Below are 25,604 nucleotides of genomic sequence, written 5' to 3' on the forward strand. Positions count from 1 at the left end.
GGCTTGATGGCTGGCACCACCCCCACTACGGGAATATCCAGCGCCTCACGCAAGGCCGGCAGCGTTATGGTGCTGGCCGTGTTGCAGGCAATCACCACCAGATCGATATGATGACGGGCCACCATGGTGGTCACCAAGCGGGTGCAGGCAGCAATCAGGGCGGGCTCGCTCAATTCACCATAGGGGAAGTTGGCGTTGTCGAAGCAGTAGAAATAGTTGTGTGCCGGCAGAACGCGGCGGATCTCGCGGTAGATGGTCAGGCCACCCATACCGGAATCAAACACGAGAATATTGGCCACTTGAGCTCCCCTTTGGTGCAAGGCGGCGATCATACTCCCGCCTGCCGCCAATAGAAAAGGCCCTGCCAATGGCAGGGCCCGGGTTTTTCAAGGATGAACCGAATAAAGCATCAGAAGCGGTAGTCGGCAGTCACTTTGAACTCGGTACCCGGCGATGCGTAACCATAAGCGGGGGCGTAATCACGATCGAACAAGTTGTCTATACGCCCCCCCAAAGTGAACTGGGGGGTGACGCCATAGTTGGCACCGAGATTGAGCAGTGTATAGGAGCCAAGCTCCACTCGCTGGACGGGGAAGCTGTTGAAGTTCTTGTCATCCCGTTTGCCGACGTAGAGCAGCTCGGTCGAGAGAGCGACCGGTCCCAACTGCACCTGAGTCAGCCAGCTGGCTTTCTGCTTGGCCCGACGCAACAGTTGCTGATCCCCCTCGTTTTTGTCTTCAGCCCGGGTGTAATCAAAGCTCAGATCGTGGCGCAGTGGTCCGGTTTCCAGACCCAGCGCCACTTCTACACCGTGGATCTCGGCATCCGTGTTATCCGGTCTGCAGGTGGAGGACGCACTCTGGCAGGCGATCAGGTTCTGGATCTTGTTGCGATATAAGTTCAACGACCAATCCCAACCGATATAACGGCCGGTAAAATCCAACTCCAAGTTCTTGCTCTCTTCCGGCTTGAGTGCTGGGTTCTCGGAACCTGGGTAATAGAGCTGGATAAAGGTAGGTGCCTTGAAGGCGGTACCATAACTCAGCCGCACATTGTGGTTCTCATCGATATCCAACCCGCTGGCGGCAGACCAGGTGTTGTGACGACCATATTGCTGGTTGTCATCGGTCCGACCGGACAGCTCCCACAGCAACGCCTGCCAACGGTAGCTTCCCACGGCAAACAGACCGGTGTTGTCACGGTCAGGAGCGCGGAATCCGCTAACTACCGGAGAGCCCGAACTCCAATCGCTCCCACGAGAGTCAGATTTCATCTGTTCACGCTGCCAATCTGCGCCACCAGTTAGATTAATCCCTTCGATGCCGCTCCAACTGTTAATCCAGGAGAAGCGGGTTAAACCTGTATGAATAGGCTCACCGCTAGCCTCTCCTTTAGCCTCCTGCCAAGTCTTCAGCTTGTTCTCACCGTAACTGGCTTCAAGTCGACTGATCAGATCCTGACCCTGGAACTTGACACCACCATCATATTGGAAAGCCTGTACCCGACTCTGATCCGTGCTGCCATCGGTGTCGGTGAGATTGTCATAGCCCTGAGCATTGAAGTCCGCACTCCAGGCATCATTAAACGCGTGGTTCAAACCCATTTGGCCATTACGGCTGGCAAAACCATCACGATCCGGCTGTTTGGTATTGGCTACAACATCAAAACCATCGGTACGCTCGTAGCCGAACAGCATGTTCATATCGGTTTTTTGGCCCAATGACTGAACCGTTCTTAGCTCACCCTGACCATAGCCATGGCTGCCAGCGCCGCCCTTCAAATGTGTCTCACTGCCATTCTTGGCGGATGTTTTGGTGATGAGGTTGATAACACCGCCAATGGCATCGGAACCATACACCGCCGCTCGTGGGCCACGGATATATTCGATGCGCTCGATATTGCCGAGCGGGATTTGGCTGAGATCGGGCGTGCCCGCCACCATGGCGGCAATCGGGCGACCATTCATCAAGACCAGAGAGTGGTTGGAGTTGGTTCCACGGACAAACAGGCTACTGATGTGCCCCCGGCCTCCCAGAGTCGCCATCTGCACGCCGGGCAGGGTTTTCAGCAAATCAGGCAAACTCTGCACCTGACGAGATTCGATCTCGGCACGATCGATCACCACAACGGGCGCCAGCACCGAGCTGACCGGTTGTTCCACGCGGTTGGCCGTAATGACCAGAGTTGGATTGATGGGGATGGTAGTTTGGGCAAACGCCGCCGTCGGCAACAGGGCAGCCGCCAGAAATTTCTTCGACATGAGAGATCCTTAAGTTCGCGTAAGTATCTACTTCGTGGCCGGTTTCTCTCGGCCCGAAATACGAACTCTGGCAGGTCTTCGGGCTCGGGGGCTGATGGCCTACGGCGACGGCTTCCCGCCTGACGGCAGTGCCCTGATGTCGCTTCGTTCCCCCTTACCGCTGCGCGCCAGCTCCGGATTCTCACCGGATTCCCTATTAAGCATGATGCGCCAAAGCGGGAGGATTATAGGCAGAGCAAAGCTGGATGTATAGCCATCCAGATTTCTATTTATTGCCAGCCAGCACCGCCAGCCGCTGTTGGGCCCCCTCCATCACCGCCTGTACCCCGGGATGGGAGAGATGGCGCCCTGCCGAGACCAGATAATAAGAGAGTGTGACGTCGGTGAGGGTCGCAATCCGCTCCACCCCGTAGAGGCGACCAATTTCGTCAGCCATCGCCAGCGGCGCCGGGAAGATCCCCATCCCCGCCTTGCCGAACGACTTCATCAGGGTAGAGTCATCAAACTGCCCCACCAGATGGGGATGAATGCCCTGCTGGCGATACCACTCCAGCAGCCGATCGTGGGTGGCAGACTTCTCTCCGGGGATCAGCAACGGCAACCCCTCCAGCGAGGTGGGAAAGCCCTCCCGCGCCCGCGCCGCCAGCTCCGGGCTGGCAAACAGCGCCAGCGGGCTGCGCCCCAGCTCGTGGTTATAGCCACGCACGCAGCTGTCGGGAGGGAGCGGGCGATCGATCAGCACCATATCCAGCTTGTGACGGGCCAGCTCGCTGAACAGCTGCTCGGCCCGCTCCTCGTGACACACCAGCCGCAGCGGCGTCGCCAGCGCCATGGCGGGAGCCAGCAGCTCGAACGCCAGGGTGCGGGGTACCGAATCGGCGATCCCCACCTGCATAGTCAGCTCCTGGCTGGCGTGGCGCAGGGTGTGCTCCAGCTCGGCGCCGAGCGAGAAAATCGCCCCCGCCTGCTCCTGCGCCTGCCGACCCGCAGCGGTCAGCACCAGACGCCGTCCCACCCGGTTGAACAGCGCCACCCCGAGTGATTGCTCCAGCTCGGCGACCTGACCGCTGATGGTCTGCGGCGTTAAGTGCAGCTGTTCGGCGGCCTGCGTCACGCTGCCGCAGCGCGCCACATGCCAGAAGTAGTAGAGCTGTTTGTAGTTGAGCATGCCGTCCTCTATCAGTTTTTACCGAACAACTATCAGCGAGAATCTGATTTTATCGAAACATTGCGGGCTCTAGCATGCAACCATTATCTGAACTGCCCTGCGAACCATCATGCTGGACGTTGTTGTACTCTTCTTTCTGTTTGGTCTGCTGGCCGGTCTGGTGCGCTCCGAGCTCAAGCTGCCGCCCGCCCTCTACGACACCCTCTCTCTCTTTCTGCTACTGGCCATCGGCCTCAAGGGCGGCGTCGGTCTGGCCCAGCAATCCCTGCAACCTCTGCTGCCACAACTGGTGCTGGTGATCCTGCTCGGCGTGGTGCAGACCCTGCTCGGCTTTGCCGTGCTGCGCCTCAAGATGAACCGGGTCGATGCCGCCGCCACCGCCGCCCACTATGGCTCGGTCAGCGTCGCCACCTTTGCGGTCGGGGTGAACTGGCTCACCGAGCGGGGCATCAGCTTTGAATCCCAGCTCTCCATCTTCCTCGCGGTGATGGAGATCCCCGCCATTCTGGTGGGCATAGTGCTGGCCCGCGGCATCAGTCGCGAGACCCGCTGGCGCATGCTGGCCCACGAGACCTTCCTCGGCAAAGGGGTAACCCTGCTGCTGGGCGGCATGGCCATCGGCTATCTGGCCGGGCCGGACGGGATTGCCCCGCTCAAACCGCTGTTTGTCGACCTGTTCAAGGGGGCGCTGGCGCTGTTCCTGCTGGAGATGGGCCTCATCGTCGCCCGTCAGTGTCAGGATCTGCGCCGCCACGGCCTGTTCCTGCTCGGCTTCGCCCTGTTGATGCCGCTCGCTTCAGCGGGACTGGGGCTGGCAGCTGGCCAGCTGATGGGCCTCTCTCTCGGCGGCCTGACCCTGCTGGCCACCCTGGCGGCGAGCGCCTCCTATATTGCCGTGCCGGCCACCATGCGCATCGCCGTGCCTCAGGCCAACCCGGGGCTATCACTCAGCGCAGTGCTGGGGGTCACCTTCCCGTTCAACATCATGCTGGGGATCCCGCTCTACCACAGCTGGGCCCGCCACTTCACGGAGTAGCCACATGCAGACCGAGACCCGCACCCTGCTGACCGTCATTACGGAAGCCAATCTGGAGCCGACCCTGCTGCGCACCCTCACCCGCGAGGGGCTGCGCGGCTACACCATCACAGATGCCCGCGGCCGAGGGGATCATGGCGAGCGCAACGCCAGCTGGAGCGAGAGCGGCAACATCCGGCTGGAGGCGATCTGCAGCCGGGAGCAGGCGGAGCGGCTGCTGGCCCACCTGCAGAGTCGTTACTACCCCGATTACGCCATGATCGCCTTTCTGCAACCGGTCGAAATCGTGCGACCCGAGAAATTCTGAGCCGGCTTGCCGGCTCTTTTTGTTCACCAAAAGCAAACGTTTAACATCAAGGATTAAGAGAAAATGAACACCCCCCCCCTGATCGGCTTGGTAATGGGCTCCGACTCCGACTGGCCCGTGCTGCAGGCTGCCGCCCGCATCCTCAAGGAGCACTGCGTGCCCTACGAGGCGCAGGTGGTCTCGGCCCATCGCACCCCGGATCTGCTGTTCGAGTATGCCGCCACTGCCCGCGAGCGCGGTCTGCGCGCCATCATCGCCGGAGCCGGTGGCGCCGCCCACCTGCCGGGCATGGTCGCCGCCAAGACCACATTGCCGGTGCTGGGGGTGCCCATCCCCTCCCGCCATCTCAAGGGAATGGACTCGCTACTCTCCATCGTGCAGATGCCCAAAGGAGTGCCGGTCGCCACCTTCGCCATCGGCGAGGCGGGGGCAGCCAACGCCGCCCTGTTTGCCGTCTCTCTGCTCTCCGTTGCACAAGACGACGACGCCCCCCGCTACCGGCAGCAGCTCGACGACTTCCGCACCCGCGAGCGCGACCGGGTGCTGGCCCTCACGCTGGAGGAGCCGACATGATCCTGCCCCCCGCCACCCTCGGCATGCTGGGGGGCGGCCAGCTTGGCCGCTACTTTGTGATGGCCGCCCACCGCCTCGGCTACAAGGTGGTGGTGCTTGATCCTGATCCCGCCAGCATCGCCGGTGCCGCAGCCGATCACCATATTGTCGCCCCCTATGACGACCAGACCGCTCTGCACAAACTGGCCAGCCACTGCGAGGCCATCAGCTGCGAGTTCGAGAACGTGCCCGCCGCCACCCTCGCGCTGCTCGAAATACAAAAGCCGGTGCGCCCAGCCGCCAGCGCGGTGCGGGTCTGTCAGGATCGCCGTGAGGAGAAAGCCTTTCTGCGCGGAGCGGACATCCCGATTGCCCCCTATCTGGCGCTACTGCCGGAAGAGCCCATCCCCGCACAGGTCAGCGAACTCTTGCCTGCCATTCTCAAGACCGCCCGCGAGGGGTACGACGGCAAGGGACAGTGGCAGGTGAGTAATCTGGATGAGCTGGCGACGGCGCTGGCAGCTAGTGGCGTGTCCTGCGTGCTGGAACAACGGCTGGCGCTGGAGGGGGAGTTTGCCCTGACCCTGGCCCGCAGCCCGAGCGGCACCATCAGCGCCCTGCCGCTGGTGCAGAACTGGCACAGCGGTGGCATCCTCGATCAGACCCGCTCCCCGGCCAATGTGCCGGCGCTGGAGAGCGAAGCCAAAGCAATAGCCGAGCGGCTGATCGCGACCCTCGATTACGTCGGGGTGCTGACGGTGGAGTTCTTCCTGGTGGAGGGGAGGCTATTGGTCAACGAGCTGGCGCCCCGTCCCCACAACTCGGGTCACCCCAGCCTCGACAACGCTGCATGCAGCCAGTTCGAGTTGCAGGTACGGGCCCTGTGCGATCTGCCGCTGCCGGAGCAGATCGCCGTGCGCCCCGCCCTGTTAATCAACCTGCTGGGGGATCTCTGGCAAAACGGCACGCCCGACTGGGCCGCCCTGCTGGCGTTGCCCGGCCTGCATCTGCACCTCTACGGCAAGGGCGAACCCCGCCCCGGCCGCAAGATGGGCCATATCACGGTAACCGGTGATGAGTGGTCAACGGTGGAGGAGCGCTGCCGTCAGGCCCGCCAGCTGCTGGGGCTAGCGCCGCGCTGATCGAGCATCGGAAATGCAAAGACCCGGGCAGGGCCCGGGTCTCTGTTTTTGCTTGCTGTGGCAGGGAGACTTATCAGGCCCGCTCGACCGCTACCGGTGCCGGCAGGCGGATGGTGAGGGAGAGCACCAGCGCCACCACCAGCAACACCAGGATCAGGTGGAAGGTCGCCATAAAGCCGCCAAACAGGGAGGCCACGATGGAGCCGATGATGCTGCCCAGACCAAAGCCCAGATAGATGACGCCGTAGTTCTTGGTCAGGTTGTTGAGACCGAAGAAGTCGCTCACCAGCGAGGGGTAGACGGTGATGGTGCCACCGAAGCTGAATGCCACACAGGCGACCGCCACGAAGAACAGGTTGGCATTGAGCGGCACGAACAGCAGCAGCGCCATGCCCGCCAGGGTAATCAGCTGGGCGATGGTGATGACCCGGATGCGGGACATCTTGTCGGAGAGGATACCCAGCACCAGACGGCCACCCAGGTTGGCCATGGCGATGATGGCGACGGCGTTGGCGGCGACCACGGCAGGCAGACCCACCATCTTCTCGCCGATATCCTTGGCCACGCCGATGACGTAGAGGCCGCTCATGCAGGCGGTGAGGAACATCAGCGCCAGCATCCAGTACTGCGGCTTGCGCATCGCCTCGGCCAGGGTGAAGTCACGGCTCTCGCTCTGCTGAACGGAAGCGGCCTGCTTGGGCGCATCCTTCATCAGCATGCCGCCCACCAGCACCATGGACATGGCGATCAGCCCCCACAGCTGGAAGGTGGTCTCAAGGCCGGAGCTGGAGAGCAGCAGCAGGTTGATGTATTTGAAACCGAGACTGCCGAGGCCGTAGGCACCGATGGAGCAGGCGGAGATCAGACCCTTGCGCTCCGGGAACCACTTCACGCAGTTGGAGAGGGTCATCAGGTAGCCGGTACCGTCGGCAAAACCGACCAGAATGCCCGCGCAGAGGTAGAGCATCGCCAGATTGCTGGCATGGGCGGTGAGGAAGAAACCGATGCCGAGCAGCACACCAGCGCCCAGGGTCACGTTGCGCACCCCGAACCGCTCCTGCAGTTTGCCCGCCATGGAGGAGGCGACTGCCAGCGACAGGCTGAGCAGACCGAAGGCGAAAGCGACCTGACTCACCGGCTCGTCCAGCTTGTCGGAGAGCTGGGCGTTGAACAGGCTCCAGGTATAGACAGAACCCAGTGCAAACTGGGTGATGATGGTACCGATCAGTGTCAGGTACCGGGTGCGGTTCATCTCTTTGGTCATGATGCGTCTCGGTCGATGGCCTTAAGGAAATTGAGGCCACTATAGGCAAGACGCAGTTCGCGCCGATCGATTAAGGCATGAAATGCAGATCGGCGGGAATGAATGACAATCAGAGCCGCATCAGCTGACGGAACGCCTTGATGTTGCTGCGACTGACCGGCACCTCGAACGGCAGATCATGGAGCCGGATGAGATAGGTGCTGTTAAACCAGGGGACGATTTCGCGGATCTTGTTGATGTTGACGCAGTAGGAACGGTGGCAACGGAAGAACCCCTCGGCAGGCAGCCGGCTGACAAACTCGCTGATGGTCATGGTCATCACGTAGCGGTCATCACGGGTGTAGACATAGGTGAGCTTCTCGTCGGCTTCCGCGTAGTAGATCTGCTCGCAGGGGGTGACGATGATGCGCTCCCCCTTCACCAGATTGACGGTGCGATTGTGGGGGCTGCTCCCCTCGCCGCTCGCCTCCCCCGTGGTGGCTGGCTGCGATTTGCCCGCATGCTCGAGCTTTTGCAGCAGATTGATGATGCGGGGCTCGTTGTAGGGCTTGAGGATGTAGTCGAACGCCTCCAGCTCGAACGCTTCCACCGCAAACTCCTTGTAGGCGGTAACGAAGACAATGTGGGGCGGATGGCTCGACTTGTGCAGGTTCTTGGCCAGCAGCAGGCCATCGATGGAGGGGATCTGGATATCGAGGAACACCACATCCACCTCGTGATCCTGCAGGTATTTGAACGCCTCCAGCCCATCCTCGAAGCTCGCCACTATCTCGATGGTGCTGTGCTGATTCACCAGATAGATCAACTCCTCGCGAGCCAGATACTCGTCTTCGACAATAATGGCTTTCAGCATGACAACACCTCTCGCGGCACACACTTATCCTCAACCATGATGGCACTCAGCATGGCATCGACTCCTGATCCGGCAGATAGAAACTCACTTCGGTACCCGGCTCCAGCCGCTTGAGGTGCAGGCCGTCGCCATAAAGCAGCTTGACCCGCTGATGCACGTTCATCAGGCCGATGCTGCGGCTCTCCACCCGCCCGGCAGCCACCCCGTCGATCACCGCCTGACTGATGCCGTAACCGGTATCCCGCACCGATACCCGGATGCCGCCCGCCAGCTGTTTCACCTCGATGGTGACCCGACCCGGCGCGCTGCGGGGCTGGATGCCATGCAGGATGGCGTTTTCCACCAACGGCTGCAACAGCAGGCTCGGCACCTGAATGTGCACGTCGTCCACCTCGAACACCACCTCCAGCTTGTCACCGAAACGGGCCTGCTCGATGGCCACGTAGTCGCGCACCTGCTGCAGCTCCTCCTGAATGTCGATGAGTTCATCCCCCTTGTTGAGGTTGTAGCGCAGGTAATCCGCCAGATTGGCGATCAGCTGGCGTGCCTGCTGGGGCCGAATGCGGATCAAGGATGAGATGGCGTTGAGGGCATTGAACAGGAAGTGCGGGTTGATCTTGCTCTGCAGCGCGGTGAACTCCGCCTTGCGGGTCATCTCCTTGAGCTGCTCGATGCGCGACACCTCCATCTGGGTGGAGATGAGCTGGGAAAGGCCCACCGCCATCTCCCGCAGGGAGCTGGTAATGCTGTGGGTGCGGCGATAGTAGATCTTGAGGGTGCCGCTCACCGAGCCGTTTTCCCGCAGCGGAATAATGATGACCGAGTGGAAATCGGAGAGGTGATACTGGCGCAGATCGTTGTTGATGATGATCTGGTCGAGCAGCACCGCCTGCTGGGTCATGCCGCTGATGGCGTGGTGCTCATCCAGCTCGTAGTAATCCTTGCCCACCCCGACATAGGCCAGCACGTCATGGGTATCTGTGATGGCCACCGCATCGGCGCTGATGTCGCGCCGGATCACATCGCACACCTGACTGAGGGAGTGGCGATCGATGTTCTGGAAGAAGGGTAGCGTCTTGTTGGCAATATCGAGCGCCAGCTTGGCCTGCTTGGCGGCAATCAGCTCCTTCTCGTCATCCAGATCCTGCACCAGCTTGATGATAAGGCCGATGCAGAGCGCCCCGGCGATCATCGGATAGGCGATGTGGTTAACGATCTCCACCCCGACTTCGTGGGGCTCGGTCAGCAGCCAGATCAGCAGCATGGTCAGCCCTTCGCAGAGCATCCCCGCCAGAATGCCGTAGAGCCAGAGCCGCGACTTGCGGCAACGCAGGTGCAGCCAGGTGGCGAGCAGGCCGGCAATAATGCTGGCGATGAGGCAAGGGATGGAAGTGTGACCATCCATGTCGATGAGATAGCGGTGCAGACCGGAGATGACCCCGGCCGGAATGCCGACCCAGGGGCCGAACAGGATGCCGCCGGAGATGATGGCGATGATCCGCACATTGATCAGCGCCCCCTCTACCGGAATGCCGGTGTAGGTACTGAACACCGCAAACAGGCCGAAGATGGAGGCCACCAGCACCAGCTCCGCCGGGGTGTGATCCCGCTTCTGGAACAGCCGCTGGAACGGCCGGGTGCGGGTCAGGAAAAAGAGGGTCATCAGCATCAGCGCCGCCCGCTCGAACACCGCCAACAACATCATCTGATTCTCAAGCATCTGCGCCCCCTTGCGGCAACCCGACCGATCACCCTAACCCCGACCAATAAATCGGGGCCGGATAAACCAGCCCCTGTGACATCAACAGTACTGACCGGCCACCCAGCCGGAGGACCAGGCCCACTGGAAGTTGTAACCACCGAGCCAGCCGGTCACGTCCACCACTTCGCCGATGAAGTAGAGGCCGGGAACCTTGCGCGCCTCCATGGTCTTGGAGGAGAGCTCGTTGGTATCGACGCCCCCCAGGGTCACTTCGGCGGTGCGATACCCCTCGGTGCCGTTGGGCAGGATCTGCCAGTCACCAAGCAAGTTGGCCACCGCTTCCAGTTCCCGCTCGTTGTACTGACGCATCGGCTTGCTGGCCAGCTGACCCAGCTCCACCAGCTTGTCGACGAAGCGCTTGGGCAGCTCGCGCCCCAGCACGGTTTTCAGCTCCTGCGCCGGGTGTGCCTGCGCCCATTCACGCAGGGCAGCCGGAATATCCAGCTCTGGCAGCAGGTTGATGTGGATCTTCTCACCGGCATGCCAGTAGGAGGAGATCTGCAGGATAACGGGGCCAGAGAGGCCGCGATGGGTAAACAGCATCGCCTCCTTGAAGCGGGTGCCATCCTCGGCGGTCACCGCCACCGGCAGGCTGATGCCCGCCAGATCGGCGAACGCCTCTTTCTCTGCCTGATGGAGGGTGAATGGCACCAGACCTGCGCGGGTCGGCAGCACCTTGAGGCCGAACTGCTCCGCCAGTTTGAAGCCGTAAGGGGTCGCGCCCAGCTTGGGCATGGAGAGACCGCCGGTCGCCACCACCAGCGAGTGGCAGCCGATCTCACCCTTGCTGGTCGTCAACACAAAGCCCTCATCCTGCTTGCTGACGGTGAGGATCTCGGTCTGGAACTGCAGGGTCACCCCGGCCCAGTCACACTCGGTGAGCAGCACATCGACGATATCCTTGGCGCTATCGAGACAGAACAGCTGCCCCAAGGTGCGCTCGTGATAGTTGACCCCGTGGCGATCCACCAGATCGATGAAGTCCTGCTGGGTGTAGCGGGCCAGCGCCGACTTGCTGAAGTGGGGATTCTCCGACAGGTAGGCGTGAGCACCAGCCTGATGGTTGGTGAAGTTGCAGCGACCACCGCCACTGATGAGGATCTTGCGGCCCGGCTTCTTGGCATTGTCGAGCACCAGCACGGAGCGGCCACGGTAGCCCGCCTGCGCCGCACACATCAATCCGGCCGCACCGGCCCCGATCACCACCACATCGACCTGCTTCATCATCACTCACTTATCAAAATAGAAACGGCACCTGGCCAGAACCGTGATTGCCTCTGGCTGACATCACAACGGTGACAGCCCACCAGAATAAACAACGGCCCTTAAAAGGGCCGTTATTGTACTGGCTGAACACTAAGTGTCCACGACTATCAGGCGTTGCTGTCCATGATGCTGGCAGGGGCGCCCTTGGCCAGTTCGGCCAGCTCCTTGTCGATGAAGTAGAGGCCTTTGCCATCTTCACCCACCAGACCCAGACGGTCGACGATGCTCTTGAACAGCTTCTCCTCTTCATGCTGCTCGGCCACATACCACTGCAGGAAATTGAAGGTGGAGTAGTCCTGAGTAGTGAAGGCCACGTGAGCCAGACCATTGATGCACTTGGTGATGTGGTACTCGTGCTCCAGAGTGGTACGGAACACATCGCCCAGCGACTTGAACTCGTGGGGAGGGGCATCAATGGCACCCAGCTTGGGCATGGCGCCGGTCTCGCTCACATAGGTGAACAGACGCTCCATGTGCTGGCGCTCCTCGACCGCGTGCTGACGCAGGAAGGTCGCCGCCCCTTCAAAGCCCTTGTCTTCGCACCAGGCGCTCATCTGCAGATAGAGATTGGAGGAGTAGAACTCCAGGTTAATCTGCTCGTTCAACTTCTCGATCATGGCTTGGGCCAGCATCTTGTTTCTCCTCAGTGATTTGGTATCGATTGTCGCCACACTCCCGCCACGAATCAACCCGCCAACGAGAGGGAGATCCCGTTTCTTTCAGCTCAGGGGGTCAGCTCCCTAAGGGAGGCGACATCCACCGGCGCCGCATAATCGACGCCCGGCAGCTCGAAGCCGTTGAGCTGCATGAAATCCTGCCGCAGCCCGGCAAAGTCCCCCAGCGCGTGGAAATTGTCCGGCGTCACCTTGGGCCAGAGCGCCGAAACGGCAGCCTGAATGGCCGGGTCGAGCTCATGGTCATCCATCCGGATCAGCCGGTTGCCATCGGCCACCACCCCATTGGGCCCGTACATCTTGGCGGCAAACAGTCGCTGCATCTGCTCGATGCAGCCCTCATGGACGCCGCGCTCCTTCATCACCCCCATCAGCAAGCCGAGATAAACCGGCAGCACCGGAATATAGGCGCTCGCCTTGGTCACCAGCGCCTTGCAGACCGATACCCAGGCGTGGCCGCCAATCTCGGCCAGTTGCAGGTTGATGGTCTCGGCGGTGGCGTGCAGATGCTCCTTGGCATAACCGATGGTGCCATCGCGATAGAGGGGATAGGTGGATTCGGGGCCGATATAGGAGTAAGCGACGGTTTGCGCGCCGGGGGCGAGACAATCAGCCTGCTGCAACGCCTGCATCCAGAGCTGCCAATCCTCGCCCCCCATCACGGTGACGGTATCGCGGATCTCCTCCGGTGTGGCTGGTGCCAGCGACTGCTGCACCAAGGTATCGCGCTCCAGATCCAGCCCCCAGCCGCTGAATGGCTGGCCGGTGGTCTTGAGCACAGAGCGCACTTGCGTGCCATCGGGCAGCACCCGGATGCCGCTCGCGAGCGAATAGATCACCAGATCCACCTGCCCCAGCTGCTGGCGGATGGTGTCGATGGCCTGCTGGCGCATGCCATCGGAGAAGGCATCGCCAATCAGGTTGATGGCGATACGCCCCTCCTGCTCCGCCTCCTTGCGAAACCAGATGTTGTTGTACCAGCCGGCGCTGCCCAATCCTTTGTCGGAAGGGCCACGCTCGAAGGAGATGCCGATGGTGTCGGCACCAGCCCCAAAGGCGAGCGCAATGCGCGACGCTAGCCCAAACCCGGAGGAGGCCCCCAGCACCAGCACCCGCTTGGGGCCGTTGAACGAACCAGCGGCCTTGATCCGTTCGATCTGCTGCTGCACGGCGGCGCGACAGCCGATGGGGTGACAGTTGCGGGCAACACAACCTTGAATCTGGGGATGAATGATCATGGGAAGGCCTCCAAAGAAACTGGCTACAGCATAACCAAATCGAAGGAGATTAACTTGATGCCGGATCGCTATCAGTCAGAAAAGCGGCAAGAAATGAGGCAGAAAAACAAAAGGGAGCACGTGGCTCCCCAAAGCGGTATTCAGATGCTTTTTGTTGTTTTGTGTTCATTGCGAAGCACGGGCCCATCCTATGCCTCTCCCCCCAGATCGGCAAGCCGAGGGGTGTGACCGGTGTCAAACTCTTGTTTAATTTATAGGCAAATAGTGGTTAATAACTGAGTGGCGGACCCTGTGTCACACGTCATTAAACTCATTTAAATCCCAAAACTGTGCCTGAGGCACCATTTTAGTTTCAGCAGAGATTGGTATAGTGGGCTGAAGGATCGGTAAGGAGAACCCCCATGAGTGGAACAACCTATTACAAGCATATTCTGGCCGCGATCGACCTCTCTGAAGACAACCGCAAGGTGATCGACAAGGCGGTGGACAGAGCCCGCTCCAACGGCGCCAAGCTGTCGGTTATCCATGTCGATGTGGACCTCAAGGATCTCTACACCGAGATGATCGATATCGACATCGACAACGTGCAGGATCAGGTGATCGCCGAAGCGAAAGAGAAGCTGGAGGCATTTCTGGCCTCGGTGGACTATCCCATCGAGAAGAAGCTGGTGATCTGCGGCGATCTGAGCGAGCGGGTCAATCAGGCGGTCAAGGAGTACGAGATCGACCTGCTGGTGTGCGGCCATCGCCAGAGCTTCTGGAGCCTGCTCACCTCGAGCGCCCGTCAGCTGATGAATACGGTGCCCTGCGATCTGCTGGTCGTCCCCTTGCAGAAGTAATGAAACCGGCGTAGTTTGATTTGCTATGAATATGACCGCATTCAATCACAACTACTGGTGGTGCTGCTCCTAAACAGGCGGCACCGCGTTTCTATTCAAGATTTCCCAAAGAAAACACCGTGACCGCCGAGAGGCGGTCAACTGTTTTTATCCCTTTGTCGCCTCCCGGCTCACCCAACTGGAGAGAGTGACATGCACAACCCCGTAATCCTGACTGGCGATCGTCCCACCGGCAAACTGCACATCGGCCACTATGTCGGCTCCCTGCGCCAGCGCGTCGAAGCCCAGCACCACTACCGTCAATTCGTGATGATCGCCGACTTGCAGGCGTTGACCGACAACGGCCACAACCCGGCCAAGGTGACCGACAACGTACTGGAGGTAATGGCCGACTATCTGGCGGTCGGCCTCGACCCGGCCAAGACCACCTTCTGTCTGCAAAGCGCCCTGCCCGCCCTCGCCGAGCTCACCTGCTACTACCTCAATCTGGTCAGCGTCGCCCGGCTGGAGCGCAACCCCACCGTCAAGGCGGAGATCCAGCAGAAAGGGTTCGAACGCACGCTGCCGGCCGGTTTTCTGGTTTATCCGGTCAGTCAGGCCGCCGACATCACCGCCTTTCGCGCCAGCCACGTGCCGGTCGGGGAAGATCAGCTGCCGATGCTGGAGCAGACCAACGAGATCGTCCGCCGCTTCAACTCGCTGGTAGGCAAAGAGGTGCTGACCGAGTGCCAACCGATCCTGAGTGACACCGGCCGCCTGCCCGGCATCGACGGCAAGGCCAAGATGTCCAAATCCCTCGGCAACACCATAGAACTGGGCATGTCGGCGGAAGAGGTCAAACAGGCGGTGTTCGCCATGTATACCGACCCCAACCACCTCAAGGTGAGCGATCCGGGTCAGGTGGAGGGAAATACGGTGTTTGCCTATCTCGATGCTTTCCACCCCGACAAGGCGCTGGTCGCCGAGATGAAGGCCCACTACCGACGAGGCGGACTGGGGGACATGCGCTGCAAACAGGTGCTGAATGACTGCCTGCAAACCCTGCTCGCCCCGATGCGAGAGCGCCGGGCCGCGGCCATTGCCGACAAGAATATGCTGCTGGAGCTGCTCTATCAGGGCACCGAGCAGGCCCGCATCATCACCGATGAGGTATTGGCGGAGGTGAAAAGCGCCATGGGGCTCGACTACTTCGCCAGCATCCGCTGAGCGGGGGTCCCGAGCGCATCGTCGCCGTAGAGGTCGAACACCAGCTGGTGCAACAGGCTCTTGAACCAGCCGATCGCCTCGTCATGGGCGGTCAGCGGGTGCCCCGCCATCAGGTAGACGATCGGGATGGCGGGGTCGAGTTGATGCATCCGCAGCGGGTAGTAGCGGCAGAAGTGGCGCCCGATCATCTCGGGCACCACCACCAGATAGCGGCCGGTCGCCATCAGTGGCGGCACCGCCATAAAGCTCGGCAACCGCACGCCCAGCTCCCGCTCCACCCCGAAGCGGGCCAGCCAGAGCTCCACCATCGCCTGACTGTGACCCCAGCTGGAGGTGTGGATGTGGGGACGGCTCACCAGCTCGACCGGAGTCAGCACATCGGGCAATTCACTGCCAAGCGGCGACAGGCAGACCAGCGGGTTGTTGAACCACTCCTCCCGCCATAAGCGGGGTGAGAGATGATTCGCCCCGGCGAAACCGATCACCAGATCCAGCTCCCCCTTCTCCAGCTCCCGCTCGTAGTCGCTGTCCGCCAGCTCGCACACCTCAAGCCGACAGTGAGGAGCCTGCCGATGGAGCCTGTCCACCAGCACCGGCACCAGCCCGTGCTCCACCGAGCCCGGGGTGGCGATACGGAAAATCCGCCGTGCGGTAGCGGGATCAAACCCCTTGGCCTGCCGCAATCCCTGCTCCAGCATCGCCAGCGCCTGCCGAACCGGCCCGGCCAGCGCCTTGGCCCGCTCGGTCGGCATCATCTCGCGCCGACTCATCACGAACAGCGGGTCATCCAGCGCCACCCGCAGCCGCCCCAAGGCGTGACTGACAGTGGATTGGGAGAGATGCAGCCGTTCGGCGGCACGGGTGACGTTGCGCTCCTGCATCAGCATGTCGAATACGGCGAGCAGGTTGAGGTCGAGACGGGCGAGCGAGCTATCCATCGATATTAGCCATAGTTAAATGCCAACAATTCATTTTTACCATAGTAACAGATTGCCTAGAATGCGCTGGCTTAATACATCGGAGATTCAAATGCGTAGCTATCTGTTATTGCTGGCCATTGGCCTGCTGTGGGGTTCCCAGTTCATTTTCATGCACCAGGCCGTTGCCGAGTTGCCACCCATTCTGGTGGCTGCCGGTCGTGCCCTGTGCGGCAGCCTGACCCTGGGTCTGCTCTGCCTGTTCATGCGGCTCAAGAGTGAGCACACCCCGTGGCGCACCTATATGCTAATCGCCCTGCTGGATGCCACCATCCCCTTCATCATGGTCGCCTGGGGCCAACAGTATGTGGATAGCGCCATCGCCGCCGTAGTCATGGGTTGTATCCCGTTTGTGACCATTCTGGCTGCACCGCTGTTTATTTCTGGTGAAAGAATCACCAAAACCGGTCTGCTTTCCGTGATCATCGGCTTTGCCGGTGTACTCACCCTGTTCTGGCCGAAACTCTCCCAGGGCATGAACGCCGGTCTGCTCGGTGCCATGGCCATCCTGCTGGGTGCCAGCTGCTTCGCCATCGGCCTGCTGATGATCAAGCGCTTCGCCAAGGACCATCCGGTCGTGGTCGCCCGCAATATCCTGATCTCCTCGGCAATCCAGTTGCTGCTGGTCGCCCCCTTCATGGTTGATCTCGGCAGCCTGACCCTGCCGAGCACCCAGGCCCTGAGCGCGATCACAGTGCTGGGTACCCTCTGTACCGGTCTGGTCTACTTCCTCTACATGGCACTGATCCAGAAGGCCGGTCCGACGTTCGCCTCCTTCAGCAACTATCTGGTGCCGCTGTTTGGCGTGATGCTGGGTGCCCTGTTCCTCGGCGAGCAGATCCATCCCACCACAGGTGTTGCTCTGGCCCTGATCCTCGGCTCGGTCGCCATGAACCAGTGGGCGCAACAGCGTCGCATGCAGCGCGAGGTCTCCCTATGTCAGGCATCCTGACCACACTGTGCGGTGGTCTGGTTCTGATTGCCGGCTGGCAGTATCGCCAGCGGCTGGCCGGGATCCTGGGCTTGCTGATGGTACTGCTGCCCTGGTTCTTCGATAGCAAGCTGCAAGCCATGCTGAGCTATGCCCTGAATGCCTGAAGTCCATCTCTGAATGTGTGACGAGAGTCTATCTCTCCTGTTTTTGGGACTGTTTTAAAAAACCTCCGATTTGTCCCCCGCTACCGGCGCTCTGCGCCGGTTTTTTTATGCCTGCCAGCCGGCGTCAGATCAGATAGCGATAGCTGAGTCGCTCGTTCTTGCGCGGCCCGGTGATCTGCCAGCTCAGCAAGAAACCGCCGTCTATCTCGGTCAACCCGGCACTGTAGTGATCCGCCCCGCACAGATGGGGCTCGGCGGTCAGCCAGCGGCCATCTCCTTGTGGCAGCAACTCGAACAGTTCGACCGGCGCTTCATAACGCAGATGGGAGAGACGGATCCCCCGCTCGCTGCGTTGCCACCAGAAGCGGTTGTGCATGGCGAGTTCCCTGCCATGAGGCGTGATGTAACGGCCCTGCTCGTTAAACAGCCAGCCCCCCTGATGATCGGTCACCTGCACACGCCCCTCGCCCCGACCATTCCAGTCGGTCGCCGACCCCTCGCTATTGCTGGCGGTAAAGGAAAATGCTCCGACCTGTGGCAATCGCGCCCATAAACGCTGGATTGCCGCTTCCATCTCGGCCATCATAGCCCCCTTAAAATTGACAACTGACGATAAATCAAACACATGAACTACTTGATAGGGGTCACCCTGCTCTGGTCATTCTCCTTCAGCCTGATCGGGGTCTACCTCGCTGGTCAGGTCGATGCCTACTTCTCGGTGCTGACCCGCATCGCCCTCGCCAGTCTGGTGTTTCTCCCCTTCCTGCGCCGCCGCTGGCTGCGCCCCGATCTGGCGGCCAAGCTGATGGCGCTGGGCGCCATCCAGCTCGGCATCATGTATCTCTTCTACTACCACTCCTTCCTGCTGCTGACGGTGCCGGAAGTGCTGGTCTTTACCATCTTCACCCCCATCTACGTCACCCTGCTCCACGACCTGCTGGAAGGGCGCTTCAAGCCCACCTATCTGTGGGGCGCCCTGCTGGCGGTGCTCGGGGCTGCCGTCATCCGCTTCGACGGCCTGACCGAAAGTTATGTGCTGGGATTTCTGGTGGTGCAGGGGGCCAACCTCTGTTTCGCCCTGGGTCAGGTGGGCTACAAGGTACTGCTGGCAAGGGAGGCGGAGCAACCGCCGCAACTGGCGGTGTTCGGCTGCTTCTATCTGGGAGCGCTGGTGATCGCACTGCCCGCCTGGTGGCTACTGGGCAAGCCGCAATACCCAACGTCAGGGTTGCAGTGGGGCATTCTGCTCTGGCTGGGGGTGGGTGCCTCCGGCCTCGGCTACTTCCTCTGGAACAAGGGGGCGACGCTGGTCACCAGCGGGGTGCTGGCCATCATGAACAATGCGCTCATTCCGGCCGGCTTGCTGGTCAATCTGCTGCTCTGGGGCAAGGATACCGACCTGACCCGACTGACCATCGGCGGCCTGCTGATGCTGGCCTCACTCTGGATCTGCCAGCGTGACAAGCGCGGCCAACCCTGACCACACTCAGCCGACGACGGTGTTGTGCTCCCGTCTGGCCTGACTGTGACAGCTGGCCAGCCGGGCCAACAGATGATCGAGCTGCTCGCCAGCCTGACTCTGTACCAGTCCGATACTGACGGTGACCGGCCGCTGTGACAGCAGGCTGGCATCGGCAATCTCGAGGCGCAGCCGCTCGGCGATCTCCAGCGCACTCATCCGCTCGGTCTGGGAGAGCATCAGGATAAAACCGTCCTCATCCCAGCGGGCGAAGGGATCTTCCCGCCGCAGCTCGTGGCGCACGATACGCGCCAGCTTGGCCAGCATGGCGTCGCAAGCCGCTTCGCCAAACAATTGCTGGATTTTGGCCATGTGATCGACCGAAAACTGCAGCAGACTGAAAGTGCCGCTCTCGGTCGCCAGCCGCTCTTCAAGCAGTTGCTCGAAACGGCCACGGCTCTCCAGTCCGGTCAACGGATCGGTGCCATGTCGCTCCTCCACCAGCACGGCAGCTGGATCGAGGTAACGGACAACCCCCAGCAGATACCCCCGCTCATCGCGACGCATCCGCTCTTCCAGCCGGATGTAGTGACCGTGATGATGCAGAATGCGGTATTCGAGGCGCAGACCGCTGCTGCGGCCGCTCTGGCAGGCGAGCAGGGCATCTTCCAGCCGGGCAACATCGTCGGGATGCACCCGATCCAGCCAGCCGAGATCATCCGGCCAGCACTCTCCCAATCCCAACAGGCGCAGGCAGGAGGGATCACGCTGCAGTCCATGTTGGGCTGACCAGCTCCAGATCCCCGCCTCCAGCAGCGCCATGGCATCAGACAGCAGACCCGGATCAAGCCGGGCAGTCACATCGACCAAAGGTGTCTTGAGCATTTCCATGGGGCGCCTCGAAACAGGATCTGAATACCTGCTCAATAAGTAACATTGGCGTTCACGCCGAGCAACAGGGTCAGAGCGCTTTTCCCTGATACCCGTTCATCAAGGTCTGCCAGTTCTCCGGTACGAAATGGAAACTGGTATGCAGTTGAGACTCTTTATTGAATGAACGGAGCAAGCGTTCCAGATTGGCCTTCTGCCATTCGCCGGGGGAGCGGATCGCACCCTTGTCAAAATCGATCACCCACACCTTGCCCTCTTTATCGAGCAGCAGGTTGTGGCTATTGAGATCGGCGTGATAGACCCCGGCATCGTGCAGCTGGCGCACCGTCTGGCCTATCTTGTGCCATACCTCGGTCGCCACCGGCCCCTGCTTGAGCAACGCCACCATATCCTTGGCACCGCGAATTCGCTCGATCAGGATATCGGCACGATAGAATGGGCCCTGTTTGACCATACGGGCACCAAACGGACGCGGCACCGGCAGCCCCAGCTCGCACAGCTTGGCCAACAGGGTGTATTCGGCCATGGCACGGCTCGACTCGACCCCTTCGAACCAGAAGCGATCCCGCACCACCTTGCCCACCATGCCACCGCGATAGTAGTGGCGCAGCACCAGATGGCGGGACTCATCCTTGACGAACCAGGTCACCCCCCGCCCGATGGAGGTCCCCACCACCTGACGGTTGTTCTGCCACCAGGCAGGATCGAATAACTGGGGAGAGGGGTCGCGAAAGGCCCCTTCGGCATACCAGCAGATCTGGTTGTGTTCGGTCTGTACTCGCATCGTGGAGATCCCGCTCGGTGGGTCATGGATCGCAATTTTTCAATTGGCGATGAGGCTGCCGCTCTGGCATGCCCGCAATAGTGGCCTTTAATCAACGACGTGCAGAAACAGGTCATGGCGCAGGGCCCGGCCTATCCCGGCTGACGATTGTGCGCAATTTTACAATCCAGAGGGGAGTTTGCATAATGCCATCCACCCTTTTTGCCAGCCGTGCGCCACAACATGCCGCTATTTCAAACGCCCCCTTCCTCCATCTGCATCCTGCGGCTCTCCGCCATCGGGGATTGCTGCCACGCACTGGCGCTGGTGCGCGTCATCCAACGGGAGTGGCCACAGACCCGCATCACCTGGATCACCGGCAAAATCGAGGCAACCCTGTTTGCCGATCTGCCCGGGGTCGAGGTGATCCCCTTCGACAAGAGCAAGGGGTGGCGCGGCTATCGCGATCTCTGGCAGACCCTCAAGGGACGCAAATTCGATGCCCTGCTCCATCTGCAGGCGGCCATGCGCGCCAGCATCGCGACCCTCGGCATCAAGGCCAAGGTCAAACTCGGGTTTGATCGGGAGCGGGCCAACGACGGCCAGTGGCTGTTCACCAACCACAAGGTGCCTTCGCCTGCCTCCCCCCATGTGCTGGACGGTTTCCTCGCCTTTGCCAAAGAGCTCGGCATCAAGGATCTGACCCCGGATTGGCAACTGCCCATCAGCGCCGAACATCAGGCGTGGGCAAGGGAGAAGATTGGCGGCAAACCGACCCTACTGATCTGCGCCGCCGCCAGCAAGGCGTTCAAGAACTGGACGGCCGCAGGCTATGCCGCGCTGGCGGATCACGCCGCCAGCAAGGGATTTCAAGTCTATCTCTGTGGCGGGCCGGCCAAACTGGAGCGAGATCTGGCCGCCGAGATCCGGCAACTCAGCCAGAGCAAGCCGGTCGATCTGGTGGGGCAGACCAACCTCAAGCAGTTATTGGCACTGATTGGCGAGGCGAGTCTGGTACTGGCCCCCGATACCGGCCCCACCCATATGGCCACCATAGTGGGCACACCAGTGATCGGCCTCTATGCCCACCACAATCCGGCCCGCACCGGCCCATATCTCTGCCGCGACTACGTGGTCAGCATCTATCAGGGGCTGGTCGAGCAGGAGACCGGCAAACCGCTGGCCGAATTGAGCTGGCGCACCCGCCTCAAGGATCCGGAGGCCATGCGAAAAATCACCAGCGAGCAGGTGATCGCCGCCTTCGACCGCCTCTGTGCAGATCGTCAGCTGCCGTAGTGACAGGGCACCTCGGGAATTCCGAGCCATCAGGCAGGGATAACCTGATAGCCTCTGCCCTCAGCCAAAGGCACAATGCAGGCTGATGTGGGTTACGCTCCCGCAGCAAGCTACGAATACTTTGATCGGCTGGAATATGATTCCGGCCGTTTTTTTATTCGCCGCATTCTGGTAAAATTCGCCGCCTTTACATACTCCTGACTCAAGAATTTTCCGCGTTTTGCGTTTGGCTGTCTCCCTTTCGGGCACAAGACGGCGGTCTCTGCTACAACCAAAACAGCGGTTTCGATTAAAGGTAATAATATGGCGCAACAAGGCACTCTCTATATCATCTCTTCTCCGAGCGGCGCGGGTAAATCCAGTCTGCTCAATGCCTTGCTGACCAACCACAATCAAGCTGGCAAGATGCAGCTGTCGGTTTCCCACACCACTCGCGCCACCCGTCCTGGCGAAGAGCACGGCGTCCACTACCACTTCGTTCAGGTGGAAGAGTTCAAGGCGCTGATCGAGCGTGGTGATTTTCTGGAGTGGGCCGAAGTATTCGGCAACTACTACGGCACCTCCCGCGCCGCCATCGAAGCCTGCCTGGCCAAGGGGATCGACGTATTCCTCGACATCGACTGGCAAGGTGCCCGCCAGATCCGCGAGCAGATGCCGACCAAATCCATTTTCATCCTGCCCCCCAGCCGCGAAGAGCTGGAACGCCGCCTGATTGGGCGCGGTCAGGACAGCGCCGAAGTGATTGCCGGCCGGATGGCGAAAGCCATTGCCGAAATGGTGCACTACGACGAGTATGACTATGTCATTATCAATGAAGACTTCGAGCAGGCGCTGTTCCAGCTCAGGTCCATTATTGAGTGCCAACGGCTGGAGATGCGTCACCAGCAACAGGCTCAAAAAAACTTGCTGCAACAGCTACTGGCAGAGTAAGCCAAAAACAAGTAAACTTTTGCGTCATTTTTAAACACTGCTTTTCTAAATACAGAAAGCCCAAACACTGGAGTCCTGCATGGCACGCGTTACTGTAGAAGATGCTGTAAAACAGGTAGGTAACCGTTTTGACCTGGTGCTGGTCGCCGCGCGCCGCGCTCGTCAAATCGCGGTACAAGGCAAAGATCCCCTGGTCGACGAAGAGAACGACAAGCCGACTGTGATCGCCCTGCGTGAGATCGAGCTGGGTCTGGTGAACAATCAAGTGATGGACACTCAGGACCGCTACGAACAGCAAGAGCAGGAAGCCGCCGAGCTGGCTGCAGTTGCTGCCATCGCCGAAGGTCGCGGTTAAGTTATTCCTCTGGTTGGCACCCGCCCGGGTGCCGACTGTTCATCCCCATTTACAACCGCTCGAAAACCTCGCAAACTCAGGGCTATACCCTCAATTCCACGAATTGCCGTTTCACCGCTGCGGGGACTGTCTTGTATTTATTTGAAAACCTTAAAGAAATAGCCAGTTCCTACCTGCCGCCAGAGCAGGTTGAGAAGCTCAAGCAAGCCTATGTGGTGGCCCGTGATGCCCACCAGGGTCAGATGCGTTCCAGTGGCGAACCCTATATCACCCACCCCGTTGCCGTTGCCCGAATCCTGGGTGACATGCGCCTCGATCATGAAACCCTGATGGCCGCCGTGCTGCACGACGTCATCGAAGACACCTCTGTCACCAAGGCCGATCTAGCCGAACAGTTTGGCAATGCGGTTGCAGAACTGGTGGCCGGGGTCTCCAAGCTCGACAAGCTGAAATTTCGCGATCGCAAAGAGGCGCAGGCCGAGAACTTCCGCAAGATGGTGATGGCAATGACCCAGGATATCCGGGTCATCCTGATCAAGCTTGCTGACCGCACCCACAATATGCGCACCCTGGGCTCGCTGCGACCGGACAAGCGCCGCCGCATTGCCCGGGAAACCCTCGAAATCTTCGCCCCAATAGCCAACCGCCTCGGTATTCACACCATGAAGAACGAGCTGGAAGAGCTGGGCTTCGAGGCGCTCTATCCGATGCGATCGCGGGTATTGCGCGAATCGGTGCGCCGCGCCCGTGGCAATCGCCGCGAGATCATCGACTCCATCCAGAGCGAAATCAGCGGTCGCCTGAAAGAGGCGGGGATCGAACATCAGGTCAGTGGCCGCGAGAAGAATCTGTTCTCCATCTACAACAAGATGGAGAAAAAAGAGCTGCAATTTCATGAGGTAATGGATATCTACGCCTTTCGGGTCAAGGTGAAGGACATAGATACCTGTTACCGGGTGCTGGGGCAGATGCACAGCCTCTACAAACCGCGCCCCGGCCGTTTCAAGGATTACATCGCCATCCCAAAGACAAACGGCTACCAGTCGCTGCACACCTCGCTGGTGGGGCCGCACGGGGTGCCGGTGGAGGTGCAGATCCGCACCGAATTCATGGATCAGATGGCCGATAAGGGGGTTGCCGCCCATTGGGCCTACAAGCAGGATGGCGACAGCTCGGGCACCACCGCCCAGATCCGCGCCCAGCGCTGGATGCAGAGCCTGCTGGAATTGCAGCAGAGCGCTGGCAGCTCCTTTGAATTTATCGAAGGGGTCAAGACAGACCTGTTCCCCGATGAGATTTATGTCTTTACCCCGGAAGGGCGCATCATGGAACTGCCCGCTGGCGCCACGCCGGTGGACTTCGCCTACACGGTGCACACCGATATCGGCCACGCCTGTGTCGGTTCGCGGGTCGACCGCCACCCCTACCCGCTCAGCAGTCCGCTGCACTCGGGCCAGACGGTGGAGATCATCACGGCGCCGGGCGCCCGCCCCAACGCAGCCTGGCTCAACTTCGTGGTGACCACCAAGGCACGCTCCAAGATCCGCCAGTTCCTCAAGAACCTGCGCACCGAAGAGTCGGTAGTGCTGGGTCGCCGCCTGCTCAACCACGCGCTGGGCGCCAAGAACATCGAAGACATCCCCGAGCCACGCATAAAGCAGGTACTGGCTGATACCAAGCACGAGAACCTGCAGGGGCTGCTGGCCGATGTAGGCCTTGGCAACGCCATGAGCGTCATGGTGGCGCGCCGCATGCTGGGGGATGAACTGCCGCCGGAGGAGCAACCCAAATCCAGCAGCAAAAAGATGCCAATCAAGGGTGCCGACGGCATGCTGGTCACCTTCGCCAACTGCTGCCGCCCCATCCCGGGGGATGCCATCATCGCCCACATCAGCCCGGGCAAGGGTCTGGTGATCCATCAGGAAGCCTGTCGCAACATCAAGGGCTACAGCAAGGAGCCGGACAAGTACCTGCCGGTGCAGTGGGAAGTGGATAAGGAGCAGGAACAGGAGTTCCGCACCGGCATCAGCATCGAGATCGTCAACCATCAGGGTGCGCTGGCCGAGCTGGCCAACGTGATTGCCGCCACCGGCGCCAATATTCACGCCATCAGCACCGAAGAGAAGGATGGCCGGGTCTATCAGGTCAGCCTGCTCATCACCACCAAGAGCCGCATCCACCTGGCCAACATCATGCGCAAGATCCGCGTGATGCCCAACGTGCTCAAGGTGAGCCGACAGAAGAACTGAACACAGGCGGCGCAAGCCG

At 60.6% G+C, this 25,604-nt stretch carries 26 protein-coding genes and 1 riboswitch (1 of these 27 only partly in view); of the genes, 13 read left to right on the top strand and 13 right to left on the bottom strand.

Features of this window, described 5'->3' with window-relative positions; translation table 11 throughout:
- From murI to I6L34_RS10315, 3 genes are all read right to left on the bottom strand, one after another.
- Positions 1-299, bottom strand: partial view of a glutamate racemase gene (gene murI, locus I6L34_RS10305; RefSeq protein ID WP_058059942.1) — the beginning only. 505 nt of this gene lie to the left of the window's left edge; only the first 299 of its 804 coding nucleotides appear in the window; the start codon lies at positions 297-299; the stop codon falls past the left edge of the window.
- A gap of 110 nt (positions 300-409) precedes the next feature.
- The gene (locus I6L34_RS10310) at positions 410-2,260 is read right to left on the bottom strand and encodes a TonB-dependent receptor (protein WP_058056582.1); all 1,851 of its coding nucleotides are present in this window, start codon (positions 2,258-2,260) and stop codon (positions 410-412) included.
- Positions 2,261-2,311: 51 nt separating this feature from the next.
- A riboswitch (cobalamin riboswitch) is annotated at positions 2,312-2,490 on the bottom strand.
- Positions 2,491-2,525: 35 nt separating this feature from the next.
- On the bottom strand, positions 2,526-3,428 hold the full coding sequence (locus tag I6L34_RS10315) for a LysR family transcriptional regulator (protein ID WP_216956753.1): 903 nt from the start codon (positions 3,426-3,428) through the stop codon (positions 2,526-2,528).
- A gap of 109 nt (positions 3,429-3,537) precedes the next feature.
- Between I6L34_RS10315 and I6L34_RS10320 the strand changes: the two genes are divergently transcribed.
- The 4 genes from I6L34_RS10320 to I6L34_RS10335 all read left to right on the top strand — a co-directional run bounded on the left by I6L34_RS10320 (position 3,538) and on the right by I6L34_RS10335 (position 6,465).
- The gene (locus I6L34_RS10320) at positions 3,538-4,464 is read left to right on the top strand and encodes a sodium-dependent bicarbonate transport family permease (RefSeq protein WP_216956755.1); all 927 of its coding nucleotides are present in this window, start codon (positions 3,538-3,540) and stop codon (positions 4,462-4,464) included.
- Between the two features lie 4 nt (positions 4,465-4,468).
- Positions 4,469-4,771 carry a hypothetical protein gene (locus I6L34_RS10325; protein ID WP_005321666.1) on the top strand — a complete coding sequence of 101 codons (303 nt, stop codon included), beginning with the start codon at positions 4,469-4,471 and terminating at the stop codon, positions 4,769-4,771.
- A gap of 63 nt (positions 4,772-4,834) precedes the next feature.
- The gene (gene purE, locus I6L34_RS10330; protein ID WP_157161712.1) at positions 4,835-5,344 is read left to right on the top strand and encodes a 5-(carboxyamino)imidazole ribonucleotide mutase; all 510 of its coding nucleotides are present in this window, start codon (positions 4,835-4,837) and stop codon (positions 5,342-5,344) included.
- Positions 5,341-6,465, top strand: a complete 1,125-nt coding sequence (locus tag I6L34_RS10335; RefSeq protein WP_216956757.1) for a 5-(carboxyamino)imidazole ribonucleotide synthase — start codon at positions 5,341-5,343, stop codon at positions 6,463-6,465. The genes purE and I6L34_RS10335 overlap by 4 nt, the downstream gene beginning before the upstream one ends.
- Positions 6,466-6,538: 73 nt before the next feature.
- On the opposite strand, the gene I6L34_RS10340 is transcribed toward I6L34_RS10335, so the two are convergent.
- From I6L34_RS10340 to fabV, 6 genes are all read right to left on the bottom strand, one after another.
- Entirely contained in the window at positions 6,539-7,729 is a 1,191-nt protein-coding gene (locus I6L34_RS10340; RefSeq protein WP_040069602.1) for an MFS transporter, read from the bottom strand.
- 109 nt (positions 7,730-7,838) lie between these two features.
- Positions 7,839-8,582: a LytTR family DNA-binding domain-containing protein gene (locus tag I6L34_RS10345; RefSeq protein ID WP_005355708.1), complete on the bottom strand. Its 744-nt coding sequence runs from the start codon at positions 8,580-8,582 to the stop codon at positions 7,839-7,841.
- 46 nt (positions 8,583-8,628) lie between these two features.
- Positions 8,629-10,302, bottom strand: coding sequence for a sensor histidine kinase (locus I6L34_RS10350; protein WP_005339222.1), 1,674 nt, complete (start codon positions 10,300-10,302; stop codon positions 8,629-8,631).
- An 81-nt stretch (positions 10,303-10,383) separates the two neighbouring features.
- Positions 10,384-11,568: an NAD(P)/FAD-dependent oxidoreductase gene (locus I6L34_RS10355; RefSeq protein WP_216956911.1), complete on the bottom strand. Its 1,185-nt coding sequence runs from the start codon at positions 11,566-11,568 to the stop codon at positions 10,384-10,386.
- Positions 11,569-11,717: 149 nt separating this feature from the next.
- Positions 11,718-12,242 (bottom strand): non-heme ferritin, encoded by a 525-nt coding sequence (gene ftnA / locus I6L34_RS10360; protein WP_005339225.1) that lies wholly within the window; start codon positions 12,240-12,242, stop codon positions 11,718-11,720.
- 92 nt (positions 12,243-12,334) lie between these two features.
- Positions 12,335-13,522, bottom strand: a complete 1,188-nt coding sequence (gene fabV / locus I6L34_RS10365; protein ID WP_216956759.1) for an enoyl-ACP reductase FabV — start codon at positions 13,520-13,522, stop codon at positions 12,335-12,337.
- Positions 13,523-13,923: 401 nt separating this feature from the next.
- On the opposite strand from fabV, the gene I6L34_RS10370 reads away from it, so the two are divergent.
- Both I6L34_RS10370 and trpS read left to right on the top strand, forming a co-directional pair.
- The gene (locus I6L34_RS10370; RefSeq protein WP_005339229.1) at positions 13,924-14,361 is read left to right on the top strand and encodes a universal stress protein; all 438 of its coding nucleotides are present in this window, start codon (positions 13,924-13,926) and stop codon (positions 14,359-14,361) included.
- Positions 14,362-14,553: 192 nt separating this feature from the next.
- Complete coding sequence (trpS, locus tag I6L34_RS10375) at positions 14,554-15,567, top strand: tryptophan--tRNA ligase (RefSeq protein WP_058059774.1); 1,014 nt, start codon at positions 14,554-14,556, stop codon at positions 15,565-15,567.
- On the opposite strand, the gene I6L34_RS10380 is transcribed toward trpS, so the two are convergent.
- Complete coding sequence (locus I6L34_RS10380) at positions 15,546-16,505, bottom strand: LysR family transcriptional regulator (protein ID WP_058056572.1); 960 nt, start codon at positions 16,503-16,505, stop codon at positions 15,546-15,548. The genes trpS and I6L34_RS10380 overlap by 22 nt on opposite strands.
- Positions 16,506-16,596: 91 nt before the next feature.
- Here I6L34_RS10380 and I6L34_RS10385 point away from each other — a divergent pair, with 91 nt between their 5' ends.
- Positions 16,597-17,496: a DMT family transporter gene (locus I6L34_RS10385; protein WP_005357113.1), complete on the top strand. Its 900-nt coding sequence runs from the start codon at positions 16,597-16,599 to the stop codon at positions 17,494-17,496.
- Complete coding sequence (locus I6L34_RS10390; RefSeq protein WP_005339236.1) at positions 17,481-17,642, top strand: hypothetical protein; 162 nt, start codon at positions 17,481-17,483, stop codon at positions 17,640-17,642. The genes I6L34_RS10385 and I6L34_RS10390 overlap by 16 nt, the downstream gene beginning before the upstream one ends.
- Positions 17,643-17,766: 124 nt before the next feature.
- Here the strand turns inward: I6L34_RS10390 and I6L34_RS10395 are convergent, their stop codons facing one another.
- Positions 17,767-18,228 carry a DUF6314 family protein gene (locus I6L34_RS10395; protein WP_216956761.1) on the bottom strand — a complete coding sequence of 154 codons (462 nt, stop codon included), beginning with the start codon at positions 18,226-18,228 and terminating at the stop codon, positions 17,767-17,769.
- A 39-nt stretch (positions 18,229-18,267) separates the two neighbouring features.
- Between I6L34_RS10395 and I6L34_RS10400 the strand changes: the two genes are divergently transcribed.
- Entirely contained in the window at positions 18,268-19,122 is an 855-nt protein-coding gene (locus I6L34_RS10400) for a carboxylate/amino acid/amine transporter (RefSeq protein ID WP_021230468.1), read from the top strand.
- Positions 19,123-19,128: 6 nt separating this feature from the next.
- On the opposite strand, the gene I6L34_RS10405 is transcribed toward I6L34_RS10400, so the two are convergent.
- On the bottom strand, positions 19,129-19,992 hold the full coding sequence (locus I6L34_RS10405) for a sensor domain-containing diguanylate cyclase (RefSeq protein ID WP_216956763.1): 864 nt from the start codon (positions 19,990-19,992) through the stop codon (positions 19,129-19,131).
- A 70-nt stretch (positions 19,993-20,062) separates the two neighbouring features.
- Positions 20,063-20,776, bottom strand: coding sequence for a 3-deoxy-D-manno-octulosonic acid kinase (locus I6L34_RS10410; protein ID WP_005339249.1), 714 nt, complete (start codon positions 20,774-20,776; stop codon positions 20,063-20,065).
- 222 nt (positions 20,777-20,998) lie between these two features.
- Here I6L34_RS10410 and I6L34_RS10415 point away from each other — a divergent pair, with 222 nt between their 5' ends.
- The 4 genes from I6L34_RS10415 (at position 20,999) to spoT (ending at position 25,585) form a co-directional block, all read left to right on the top strand.
- The gene (locus I6L34_RS10415; RefSeq protein WP_216956766.1) at positions 20,999-22,051 is read left to right on the top strand and encodes a glycosyltransferase family 9 protein; all 1,053 of its coding nucleotides are present in this window, start codon (positions 20,999-21,001) and stop codon (positions 22,049-22,051) included.
- 303 nt (positions 22,052-22,354) lie between these two features.
- Positions 22,355-22,981 (top strand): guanylate kinase, encoded by a 627-nt coding sequence (gmk, locus tag I6L34_RS10420; protein WP_005339253.1) that lies wholly within the window; start codon positions 22,355-22,357, stop codon positions 22,979-22,981.
- Between the two features lie 79 nt (positions 22,982-23,060).
- A complete protein-coding gene (rpoZ, locus tag I6L34_RS10425) occupies positions 23,061-23,336 on the top strand; it encodes a DNA-directed RNA polymerase subunit omega (RefSeq protein WP_005307060.1) in 276 nt (91 codons plus the stop codon).
- 131 nt (positions 23,337-23,467) lie between these two features.
- Positions 23,468-25,585 (top strand): bifunctional GTP diphosphokinase/guanosine-3',5'-bis pyrophosphate 3'-pyrophosphohydrolase, encoded by a 2,118-nt coding sequence (gene spoT / locus I6L34_RS10430; RefSeq protein WP_019446267.1) that lies wholly within the window; start codon positions 23,468-23,470, stop codon positions 25,583-25,585.
- Positions 25,586-25,604: the final 19 nt, after the last annotated feature.

The organism is Aeromonas sp. FDAARGOS 1404, assembly GCF_019047085.1.
GTDB lineage: Bacteria > Pseudomonadota > Gammaproteobacteria > Enterobacterales > Aeromonadaceae > Aeromonas > Aeromonas veronii.

Coding starts and splice junctions, on each gene's coding strand:
- I6L34_RS10310 (WP_058056582.1), bottom strand. CDS start 2,260: ATGTCGAAGAAATTTCTGGCGGCTGCCCTGTTGCCGACGGCGGCGTTT.
- I6L34_RS10315 (WP_216956753.1), bottom strand. CDS start 3,428: ATGCTCAACTACAAACAGCTCTACTACTTCTGGCATGTGGCGCGCTGC.
- I6L34_RS10320 (WP_216956755.1), top strand. CDS start 3,538: ATGCTGGACGTTGTTGTACTCTTCTTTCTGTTTGGTCTGCTGGCCGGT.
- I6L34_RS10325 (WP_005321666.1), top strand. CDS start 4,469: ATGCAGACCGAGACCCGCACCCTGCTGACCGTCATTACGGAAGCCAAT.
- purE (WP_157161712.1), top strand. CDS start 4,835: ATGAACACCCCCCCCCTGATCGGCTTGGTAATGGGCTCCGACTCCGAC.
- I6L34_RS10335 (WP_216956757.1), top strand. CDS start 5,341: ATGATCCTGCCCCCCGCCACCCTCGGCATGCTGGGGGGCGGCCAGCTT.
- I6L34_RS10340 (WP_040069602.1), bottom strand. CDS start 7,729: ATGACCAAAGAGATGAACCGCACCCGGTACCTGACACTGATCGGTACC.
- I6L34_RS10345 (WP_005355708.1), bottom strand. CDS start 8,582: ATGCTGAAAGCCATTATTGTCGAAGACGAGTATCTGGCTCGCGAGGAG.
- I6L34_RS10350 (WP_005339222.1), bottom strand. CDS start 10,302: ATGCTTGAGAATCAGATGATGTTGTTGGCGGTGTTCGAGCGGGCGGCG.
- I6L34_RS10355 (WP_216956911.1), bottom strand. CDS start 11,568: ATGAAGCAGGTCGATGTGGTGGTGATCGGGGCCGGTGCGGCCGGATTG.
- ftnA (WP_005339225.1), bottom strand. CDS start 12,242: ATGCTGGCCCAAGCCATGATCGAGAAGTTGAACGAGCAGATTAACCTG.
- fabV (WP_216956759.1), bottom strand. CDS start 13,522: ATGATCATTCATCCCCAGATTCAAGGTTGTGTTGCCCGCAACTGTCAC.
- I6L34_RS10370 (WP_005339229.1), top strand. CDS start 13,924: ATGAGTGGAACAACCTATTACAAGCATATTCTGGCCGCGATCGACCTC.
- trpS (WP_058059774.1), top strand. CDS start 14,554: ATGCACAACCCCGTAATCCTGACTGGCGATCGTCCCACCGGCAAACTG.
- I6L34_RS10380 (WP_058056572.1), bottom strand. CDS start 16,505: ATGGATAGCTCGCTCGCCCGTCTCGACCTCAACCTGCTCGCCGTATTC.
- I6L34_RS10385 (WP_005357113.1), top strand. CDS start 16,597: ATGCGTAGCTATCTGTTATTGCTGGCCATTGGCCTGCTGTGGGGTTCC.
- I6L34_RS10390 (WP_005339236.1), top strand. CDS start 17,481: ATGTCAGGCATCCTGACCACACTGTGCGGTGGTCTGGTTCTGATTGCC.
- I6L34_RS10395 (WP_216956761.1), bottom strand. CDS start 18,228: ATGATGGCCGAGATGGAAGCGGCAATCCAGCGTTTATGGGCGCGATTG.
- I6L34_RS10400 (WP_021230468.1), top strand. CDS start 18,268: ATGAACTACTTGATAGGGGTCACCCTGCTCTGGTCATTCTCCTTCAGC.
- I6L34_RS10405 (WP_216956763.1), bottom strand. CDS start 19,992: ATGGAAATGCTCAAGACACCTTTGGTCGATGTGACTGCCCGGCTTGAT.
- I6L34_RS10410 (WP_005339249.1), bottom strand. CDS start 20,776: ATGCGAGTACAGACCGAACACAACCAGATCTGCTGGTATGCCGAAGGG.
- I6L34_RS10415 (WP_216956766.1), top strand. CDS start 20,999: ATGCCGCTATTTCAAACGCCCCCTTCCTCCATCTGCATCCTGCGGCTC.
- gmk (WP_005339253.1), top strand. CDS start 22,355: ATGGCGCAACAAGGCACTCTCTATATCATCTCTTCTCCGAGCGGCGCG.
- rpoZ (WP_005307060.1), top strand. CDS start 23,061: ATGGCACGCGTTACTGTAGAAGATGCTGTAAAACAGGTAGGTAACCGT.